Source organism: Variovorax sp. KK3 (assembly GCF_001984055.1).
Taxonomy (GTDB): Bacteria; Pseudomonadota; Gammaproteobacteria; order Burkholderiales; family Burkholderiaceae_C; genus Variovorax.
In genome coordinates, this window is the sequence record NZ_LYVO01000134.1 from 1 (window position 1) to 9,914 (window position 9,914).

General features: G+C 67.0%; 6 protein-coding genes. All 6 read left to right on the forward strand.

From position 1 onward, the window contains the following. A partial coding sequence (locus B0W80_RS32905) for a DUF637 domain-containing protein (RefSeq protein ID WP_179107084.1) occupies positions 1-1,456 on the forward strand: 1,456 nt, incomplete at its 5' end. A 29-nt stretch (positions 1,457-1,485) separates the two neighbouring features. Further along, the gene (locus B0W80_RS35265) at positions 1,486-1,869 is read left to right on the forward strand and encodes a hypothetical protein (RefSeq protein WP_143684893.1); all 384 of its coding nucleotides are present in this window, start codon (positions 1,486-1,488) and stop codon (positions 1,867-1,869) included. A 642-nt stretch (positions 1,870-2,511) separates the two neighbouring features. Further along, entirely contained in the window at positions 2,512-3,843 is a 1,332-nt protein-coding gene (gene tssK / locus B0W80_RS32910) for a type VI secretion system baseplate subunit TssK (RefSeq protein ID WP_077003347.1), read from the forward strand. Positions 3,844-4,081: 238 nt separating this feature from the next. After that, a complete protein-coding gene (locus B0W80_RS32915; protein ID WP_077003348.1) occupies positions 4,082-5,410 on the forward strand; it encodes a DotU family type VI secretion system protein in 1,329 nt (442 codons plus the stop codon). Further along, positions 5,407-9,009 carry a type VI secretion system membrane subunit TssM gene (gene tssM, locus B0W80_RS32920; RefSeq protein WP_077003349.1) on the forward strand — a complete coding sequence of 1,201 codons (3,603 nt, stop codon included), beginning with the start codon at positions 5,407-5,409 and terminating at the stop codon, positions 9,007-9,009. The genes B0W80_RS32915 and tssM overlap by 4 nt, the downstream gene beginning before the upstream one ends. Beyond that, positions 9,009-9,659: a type VI secretion system-associated protein TagF gene (tagF, locus tag B0W80_RS32925; RefSeq protein ID WP_077003350.1), complete on the forward strand. Its 651-nt coding sequence runs from the start codon at positions 9,009-9,011 to the stop codon at positions 9,657-9,659. The genes tssM and tagF overlap by 1 nt, the downstream gene beginning before the upstream one ends. Positions 9,660-9,914: the final 255 nt, after the last annotated feature.

The following is a 9,914-nucleotide window of genomic DNA, read 5'->3' on the forward strand; positions in this document are numbered from 1 at the left end:
CGGCAGCACCACCTGGCAGCGGGTCAAGGAAGAGCACGACCGCTGGTCGTATCACCAGAGCGGCATGGGGCCGGTCACGACCCTGGTCGTGAGCGTCGTGGCGGCCGCCATCGCCGCCCCGGCGGCAGTTCAGGCAGGGGCCGCCGCGGGCGGTGCTGCGACATCCGCGGGCGCCAGTGCCAGCATCTCCGCGGGCGCGAGTGCCGCAGTTCAGGCCGGCGTCAGCGCCATCGCGAGCCGCGCCGCCGTGAGCCTGGCCGCCAACGATGGCGACCTCGGCAAGGTGATCGAGGAGCTGACCAGCAGCGAGGGGATCAAGGCCATCGCCACGTCGATGCTGACCGCGGGGGCCATCGAGGGAATCAACACGTCTGGCTTGCTGCCGGAGAACATCACGCAGGCCGCCAATGGCTCGGCACGGCTGCCCAATCAACTGAAGCGGCAGCTGATCGACAACGCTGCGGCTTCGGTGGTGCGCAGTGCGGTCAATGGCACGAGTCTGGAAGACGAGTTGCGCGACGGGCTTGCCAACGCTCTGCTGACAACTGTGGCCAATCAAGGCGCTTTTGAGATCGGGGAGTTGAAAGCAACCAGCAACGTGAATGCAATTGCCGGCGAACTAGCGCATGCCCTTGTCGGGTGCGCCGTTGGTGCAGGCTCGGCCAGCTTCCATCCGTCCAAGGGCGCCACAGGGTGCGTTGCGGCTGCAACGGGCGCCGTCGTCGGCAATCTGAGCTCGCAACTTCTGCTCTCAACGGGTCAGGCGCAGGATGCGGTGGCAGCCGTCGAATTGAGTCAACTGATCGGGGGAATTGCAGGTGCCCTGGTTGGAGATGATCTCGCGCAAGCAAACTTCGCGGCACTTGCAGCAGGAAGCGCAATAAAAAACAACGAGTGCCAGCACACTAAAATGTGTGGCTCGAACTCGATCCGCGTTGAAGTTCAAGGCAACATTGCGGCTGGCGTGATCGGCACTATCACCACTCCAGATTCTGTTCACCTGTCTCTGTCCATTTCCGACGGGTATTCTGGAGTTGCAGTCATAGATGGTCAGCCACAAGCCGGCTTGCTATCGGATTCATCGAATTTCATTCCTCAGGTCGGGGTTTATTGCAGGCTTTGCCTGGGTAGCCGGCTGACCCACATGCCAAGATCAAATGTGGTTTGGGGTCCATACTCGATCACTCCTCCCGAAGGTCAAACAACCACGGCGTTTGCAAGTTCGTTGATTAGAACTGCGAATTCATACCAAAACGGCGTGCTGCCCTATTCGGTGCCGTTGACGCTCGAAGGTTATATGGGAGCCGCTAGGTACAACAGCAACTCGTGGCTGGCAGGCATTTTGAGAGCGACGACAGGCTTCACGCCGGCGTATGATTTCGCCCCGTATATCGCGCCGGGCTATGAGAATCCGGTTCCTCGAATCTGGTATCAAAATCAAGGTGGACGGCAGTGACATTATTTGGCTGGGACTATGGATATTTCGTGGCATTGCCGAGCGGATTGTTGATCTATCTGATTCTTTGGGTCAGACATCTGAAAGATGTTGATTTCGTCTGGCAGGCCATTTTGGCCATTCTAACGGGGCTGCTGGTTTTCGTTTTCATTTTCGACGGACTATATGGTTTCGATCCGTTGGCTGCGAGAAAAACTCCTCATGAATATTGGGGTTATCTTCTGGGCGGTTTGATCACGTCATTGATGCCTTTTGCTTTGCTCCTGGTCACTTTAAATATCATTGCCAAATCCTTACTGCGTTTGGCTGTGTCGTTAACCATAATTGGCTTTTCTGTACTGTTGTTTCCTCCTCTTTATTATGCCGGCACGATAATCGGATGCGTGGCAATAGGTGCAAGAATTTGCTTGTAACCTACATGTACGGTATGGCTTGTTCGGCTTTTCGCGGTATCTTTCGCTCTTGGATTGCGGCCACGCGTCATGGTTTTGGGGGGTGGTGTGATAGTTTTAAAGACGCAGAAATGATCGCGCTGAATCATTTGCGAAAAATGGAAGAGTGCGCAAGCGATTCGCTAAAAATTATCGATACTCTCAAAAAGGAGTATGGATGGATGTTTTTTATCAATCAAGCGACTACGTATTGACGGGCGAATACCAATTCATGCTGGCCGGCAATGCGCCTTTTATAGTACGCGTTGACGACGGCGCGATTCATACCTCGGGCACCGCTCACCCCGTAGAACACAACTTGAAGCAATACGAGTCAGGTCATTGGCCGCGTTTTCGATAGATTTAATGGTGAAGCGACCCTCCTCACAAACCCCTCGCCACCCTTCAGGTATCTGAGCGTTCGTCCGGCCCTGAGTCGTTGTCAGCAGTAGTCGTAAAAGCACCCAGAGGGCCCAGCTATCCCCGCGTGCCCTCGCTCCCATAGCCCCTTCGCACTAGACCATCCCCCACCCCTAGGCCATTAGCCAGATTTGCCGCGCCCCCCTCGCGCCGGAAACTAGTTGTTTCCTTTCGGCGGGGCGGCCCGCCAACGACGGAGCGTGGATGACTTGGCGAACTAAAGTGGTTTGGAGCGAGGGGATGCTGCTGCAGCCCCAGCACCTGCAGCAGAGCGAACGCCATGCCGACCATGCGCGGCACCTGTTGTTGCGGACCACCACGCCCTATGCCTGGGGCTTCGCCGAACTCGAGGTCGACACGGCTGCGCTCACGCTGGGCAAGCTGGCGCTGGTGCGTGCCGTGGGCGTGTTCGGCGACGGCACGGTGTTCGACATGCCGGCGGTCGACCCGCTGCCCGAGCCGCTCGACATACCCGCGTCGATGCGCGACGAGCCGGTTCTGCTCGCGCTCCCCCTGCGTCGCGCGGGCGCGCGCGAAGCCGATGCGGAGGCTTACGAAGACCTGGTGCGCCACCGCGTGCTCGAGGCCGAGGTGCCCGATTCCAACACCGCCGGCGATCGCACGGCCATGCTGCAACTCGGCTCGCTCAACGCCCGCCTGATGCGCGCCAACGATGCAACCGATGCCTGGACTACGCTGCAGGTCGCCGGCGTGGTCGAGCGCCGCGTCGACAACCAGGTGCAGCTCGACCGCGCCCTGGTCCCGCCGCTGCTGGACGTGGCCGGCCATGCGACGGTACGCGGTTGGCTCGACGAACTGCTGGGCCTGCTCAGGCAGCGCGGCGAGGCGCTGGCCGGGCGCATGACGCAGGGCGGCACCGGCGGCGTGGCCGAGATCGCCGACTTCCTGCTGCTGCAGACGGTCAATCGCAACGAGGCGGTGTTCGCGCACCTGGCGAAGAGCGCGACGCTGCACCCCCAGCAGTTCTTCGAACGCGCGCTGGCGCTGGCCGGCGACCTGGCGAGTTTTCGCGATGCGCGGCGGGTGTCGCGCTTCGCACCCTACGTGCACGACCAGCTCGCGATGAGCTTCAAGCCGCTGATGGACGACCTGCGCCGCAGCCTGTCGATGGTGCTGGAGCAGTCGGCTATCCGCATCGACCTGCACGACCGCAAGCATGGGGTGCGCGTGGCGCTGATTCCCGACGTGGAGCTCCAGCGCAACGCGACCTTCGTGCTGGCGGTGCAGGCGCAGATGCCGGGCGAGGCGCTGCGCGCGCGCTTCCCCACGCAAGTGAAGATCGGGCCGGTGGAGCGCATTCGCGACCTGGTCAACCTGGCGCTGCCGGGCGTCGCGCTGGTGCCGCTGCCGGTGGTGCCGAGGCAGATTCCTTTCCACGCCGGCGCCAATTACTTCGAGCTCGAAACCCGCAACAGCGACCTGTGGCGCCAGCTGGAGCAGTCCGGCGGGATGGCGATGCACATCGCGGGCGATTTCCCAGGGCTCGATCTGGCGTTTTGGGCGATTCGGTCATGACCAGCAGGGCTATCCGGTCTTGCTCCCTCTCCCGCTGGGAGAGGGCGGGGGTGAGGGCAGACGGCGCGTCGCAGCGTGCAAGCCTATCCACCGCCCGCTGCCCTCACACCAACCCTCTCCCACAGGGAGAGGGAGTGAAGACCAGTCGCTCGGGCTTTGCAGGCCCATTCACCGCCCGGTGCCCTCACCCCAACCCTCTCCCGGACGGAGAGGGAGTCAAAGACAGAGGCGTCGCACCATGACAACCCCCGACCCCTTCGCGGCCTTCGAATCGGAGCGCACGGTCATCAAGCCCAAGCCGCGCGGGCCGGGCGGCATGGCCGCGTCGCCGTTGCCGCCGCCCGCGATGGGAAGCGCCGAGCCGCTGCCGGCCGAGCTCGGCGAGCTGAGCCTGCTCAATCCGCTCGTGTCGGCCGCCGGCCCGCTGCTGGTGCTGATCGGCAAGCTGCGCAACCTCGCGCAGCCCACCAACATGGCGACTTTGCGTGCGTCGACCGCCGAAGCCGTGCATCGCTTCGATGCCGACGCACGCCGCGCCGGCATCGCCGACGAGACGGTGTTGGCCGCGCGCTACGTGCTGTGCACCGCGCTCGACGAGGCGGTGGCCAACACACCGTGGGGCGTGCAGGGCGGCTGGAACAAGCAGAGCCTGCTGGTGCAGTTCCACAACGAGACCTGGGGCGGCGAGAAGGTGTTCCAGCTGCTCGCCAAGCTCGCGCAGGACGTGCCGCGACACCGCCCCCTGCTCGAGCTGATGTACAGCGTGCTGGCGCTCGGCTTCGAAGGCCGCTACCGCGTGGTGGAGAACGGCCGCGCCCAGCTCGACAGCGTGCGCCAGCGCCTGGCCGAGCTCATCGCCAAAGACCGCCCGCCGGTCGAGGCCGAGCTCTCGCCGCACTGGCGCGGCCAGGGCGCCGGCACGGTGCGGCTGCGCGAGTCGCTGCCGCTGTGGGTGTTTGCGGCCGGCTTCGCGCTTCTGCTTGCGCTGGCCTGGTTCGGGCTGCGGCTCACGCTGAACCAGCGCTCCGACACCACCTATGCCGCCGTCTCCAGCCTGCGCGTCCCCAACGTGCAGATCGCGCCGCCGGCCGTGCTGGCCAAGGCGCCGCGGCTCGCCAAGTTCCTCGAGGCCGAGATCAAGCAGGGGCTGGTCACCGTCACCGACGAGGCCGACCGCAGCACGGTGCGCCTGCGCGGCGACAGCTTCTTCGCTTCCGGCAGCGCCGACCCCATGGCGCAATCGCTGCCGGTGCTGACGCGCATCGGCCAGGCGCTGGCCGAGGTGCAGGGCGAGGTGCTGATCACCGGCCACTCCGACAACCAGCCGATCCGCTCGATGCGCTATCCGTCCAACTGGCATCTGTCGGCCGCGCGTGCCGATGCGGTGAAGGGCGCGCTGGCGACGCTGGTCGACCCGGCCCGCATGCGCTCCGACGGCAAGGCCGACGCCGAGCCGGTCGCAGCCAACGACACACCGGCCAACCGGGCGCGCAACCGGCGGGTCGAGGTCGTGCTGCTGTCGCCGCCCGAGCGCGTGGCGGCTGATCTGGCGGGGGCGAAGCGATGATCAAGAAGCTCTTCGGATGGCTCTTCCATCCCGTGCTGCTGACGGTGCTGGCGCTGCTGGTCGTCGGCCTGCTGATCTGGTGGGTCGGCCCGCTGATCCGCATCGGCGAATTGGCCCCGCTGCAAAGCGAGCTGTCGCGCGCCATCCTGATCGGCGTCATCGTGCTGCTGGTGGTGCTGCGCGCCCTGTACCGGCGCTGGCGGGTGCGCAAGGCCAGCCAGCATCTCACCGACGGCCTCATGAAGGCGCCCGCCGCGCCGGCTGCATCGGCCGAAGACAGCGGCGAGCAGAAGGTGCTCAACGCCCGCTTCACCGAAGCGGTGGCCACGCTCAAGAAAATGCGCCTGCACGCGGCCGGCCGCAAGCCGGGCTGGCGCGACTGGCTGTCGCTGTCGGGCGGCAGCTACCTCTACGACCTGCCGTGGTACGTCTTCATCGGCGCGCCGGGGGCCGGCAAGACCACGGCACTGGTCAACTCGGGCCTGTCGTTCCCGCTGGCCGACAAGTTCGGCCCCGGCGCCATCCGCGGCATCGGCGGCACGCGCAATTGCGACTGGTGGTTCACCGACGATGCGGTGCTCATCGACACCGCCGGCCGCTACACCACGCAGGACAGCCATCAATCCGAGGACAAGAGCGCATGGGACGGCTTCCTCGGCCTGCTGAAGAAGGTGCGCCCGCGCCGGCCGCTCAATGGCGTGTTCCTCACCGTCAGCGTGGCCGACCTGCTCGCGCAGGGCGCCGAGGCGCGCAGCACGCTCGCGGCGTCGATCCGCGCGCGGCTGCTGGAGCTCGACACGCGCCTCGCCACGCGCCTGCCGGTGTACGTGCTCGTCACCAAGAGCGACCTGCTCTACGGCTTCTCCGAATACTTCGCCGACCTCGGCAAGGAACAGCGCGCGCAGGTTTTCGGCTTCACGCTGTCGGCGGAAGAGGGCACGGCCATCGACGAGAAAGGCCTCTCGCCCGCCTTCCACCGCGAGTTCGGCCTGCTGCACGGCCGCGTCAACGACGCGCTGATCCAGCGCATGCAGCGCGAGACCGACGGCACGCGGCGCGCCGCCATCTTCGGCTTTCCGGCGCAGTTCGGTTCCATCCAGCCGGTGCTGGCCGACCTGCTCGACCAGGTCGTCACCGGCTCGCGCTTCAGCCAGCCGCCGTGGGTGCGTGGCGTGTACTTCACCAGCGGCACGCAGGAAGGCAGCCCCATCGACCGCGTGATGGGCGCGCTGTCGCGCAGCTTCGGCCTCGAGCGCGCCGTGCTGCCGCCGCAGAAGAGCAGCGGGCGCAGCTACTTCCTCACCTCGCTGCTGCGCGACGTGGTGTTCCCCGAGCAGCGCCTGGCCGGCGCCGACGTGAAGCTGGAGCGGCGCCGCCATGCCTGGCGCATGGCCGGGCTCGCGGCGATGACGCTGGTCACGCTCGCGCTGCTGGCCGGCTGGGGCTGGAGCAGCTGGCGCAACCTGGAGTACCTGAAGGCGGTCGATGCGCGCATCGAGCCCGCGCGGCAGCAACTGGCCTCGGTGCCCGCGCGCGTGCAGAACCTGGTGCAGGTGGCGCCCGTGCTGCAGAGCCTGCGCAACATCTGGAAGGCGCCCGAGAACCGCGAGGGCGACGAGCCGCTGTCGATGACGCTGGGCCTGTACCAGGGCGACAAGCTCGATGCCGCCGCCATGCTCGTGCACCAGCGCGCGCTCAACGAGGTCTTCCTGCCGCAGCTGGCCAAGCGCATCGAGGACCAGCTGCGCACCGCGCAGAAGGACAACCTCGAGTTCAGCTACGAGGCGCTCAAGACCTACCTGATGCTGCACCAGCCCGACCGCTTCGATGCCGAGGCGCTGAAAGCATGGATCACGCTCGACTGGTCGCGCAGCCTCGACCGAGGCATTCCGGAAGACCAGCGCAAGCTGCTGGAAGACCAGCTCGACGTGCTGATCGCCCAAGGCCCGCCGCGTTCGCCGCTCAAGATGGACGACGCACTGGTGCGCAACGTGCGCGCCGTGCTTGCCAGCTACCCGCTGGAGGCGCGCATCTTCAGCCGCCTCAAGCGCCAGCGCCTGGGCAAGGACGTCCCGCCCTTCAGCGTTGCCGCGGCGGCCGGGCCGTCGGGCCCCCTGGTCTTCGAGCGCGCCAGCGGCAAGCCGCTGACCGACGGCGTGCCGGGCATGTTCACTTACGACGGCTACCACAAGGCCTTCCAGAACGAGGTGGTGGTGGTCGCGGGCCTGCTCGCGACCGAAGACCCGTGGGTGCTGGGCCAGGAGCGCGGCACGGCCGACCGCCTGCGCGACGCAGCCGCGCTCGGTGCGCTGACCGACCGCGTGCGCCGCCTCTACCTCGAGGAATACGTCAAGGTCTGGGAGGCGCTGCTCGCCGACGTGCGCTTGGTGCGTGCCAACGGGCTCGACAAGAACATCGACATGGCGCGCATCCTCTCGGGCGCCGGCTCGCCGCTGGCCGCCTTCCTGCGCGCGGCCGTGAAGGAAACGACGCTGATCCCGCCCGAGCAGGCCAAGGACGCGGTGGCCCGCGCGGCCGACTCCGTGCGCAACACGCGCCGCAACCTCGAAACGCTGTTCGGCAGCGAGCCCGACAAGCAGCTGCCCGCCGGCAAGCGCATCGAGAGCATCGTCGACGACCGCTTCGAGCCGCTGCGCCGTCTCGTCACATCGCCCACGCCGGGCGGCCCGGCGCCGATCGACGATTCGCTCAAGCTTTTCAACGAGGTCTACGTCTACCTCACCGCGGTCGACAGCGCCGTGAAGAGCCGCAGCGCGCCGCCGCCCGGCGACGTGGCGGCCAAGCTCCGCTCCGACGCCATGCGCCTGCCCGAACCGGTTCGCTCGATGGTCGAGAACCTGAGCCAGACCGGTGCCGTGCAGGCGCGCGCGGCCGAGCGCGGCAGCCTGAGCCAGGACCTGCGGCCCGTCACGGAGTTCTGCCAGCGCGCCATCGCCGGCCGCTACCCCTTCGTGCAGAACAGCAAGCGCGACGTGCTGCCCGAGGACTTCGGCCAGATGTTCGGCCCTGGCGGGCTGATGGACGACTTCTTCCAGAAGCGCCTGGCCGCGCTGGTCGACACCAGCACCCGGCCCTGGCGCTACCGGCCGGTGGCCGAGCAGGGCGCGATCACGGTGCAGGCCGTCGCGCAGTTCGAGCGCGCCGCGCGCATCAAGGACATCTTCTTCCGCGCCGCCGGCCGCACGCCTGCGATGCGGCTCGATTTCAAGCCGGTCGAGATGGATGCGGGCATCACGCAGTTCATCCTCGACGTCGACGGCCAGCTCGTGAAGTACGCGCACGGCCCGGTGGTGCCGATGGCCATCCAGTGGCCGGGCCCCAAGGGCAGCAACCAGGTGCGCGTGCAGGTCAGCCCGCCGTCGGCGAGCGGCCCCTCGGGCATGGCGGTCGACGGCCCCTGGGCGTTGTTCCGCGTGCTCGACGAAGGCCAGCTCGAAGCCGGCGACGCGCCCGAGCGCTTCTTCATCACCTTCCAGATCGGCGCGCGCAAGACGCGCTTCGAGGTGACCACCAACAGCGTGCAGCACCCGATACGCTTGCGGGAGTTGCGCGAATTCGCGTGCCCTGAAGGACTTTGATGCAAGAAGATGAAGGCGTCACGCTCGCCCCGGGCTGGTTCGGCAAGCTGCCCGGCATGGGCGACTTCGCGCAGCGCCGCATGCCCGCCGAGTTCCGGGACATGTGGGACCGTTGGCTGCAGGCAGGGCTCGGCAGGCTGCGCGCGCGCCATGCCGACTGGACCGACCGCTACCTCAAGGCGCCGCTGTGGTGCTTTGTGCTGGGCGAAGGCGTCATCGGCGGCCGCAGCTGGCTCGGCGTGATGATGCCCTCGGTCGACGGCGTGGGGCGCTACTTTCCTTTCACGCTGGCGGCCGAGCTGGTCTCTTCGCGCACCGCGCTCGAAGGCGAGGTGCTCGCGCGCACCCAGCGCTGGTGGACGCTCGCGGCGCAGGCCGCGCTCGAGGGCCTGGAGCACGACCTCGACGCACTGCGTTTCGACGAGCGGCTGCGGCAGTTGTTCTCCGGCTATGCCGACGGTGCGGGCGACGGCGAGGGCGAGCATCCGCCGCTCGCGCTGCCGGAAGTCGGGCATTCGCTGTGGTTCACCGACCCGGTGGCCGAGCGCGGCCCGGGCATCGCGAGCCATGGGCTGCCGCAGGACGACCAGTTCGAGGCGTTGTTCGGCTTCAACAGCGAGCCGGGCGGGCGGCTGGAGGCAGGCACATGACCGGGGTTCTGCTCCCTCTGCCTCTCCCTCGGGGAGAGGGCGGGGGTGAGAGCGCCGGGCCGTCGACGAGGCGCGCCTGTTGCCATCGCCCGGTGCCCTCACCCCAACCCTCTCCCAGGGGGAGAGGGAGCAAGGCAGGGAAGGGGGTGGGCGATGGCTGAGCCGGACTCCTCGCGCACCCTGCGCCCCGACGGCGATGACGACCCCACGCAGGTCATCACCGGCCGGCCGAACCCTGCGCCGGCGCCCGACGAC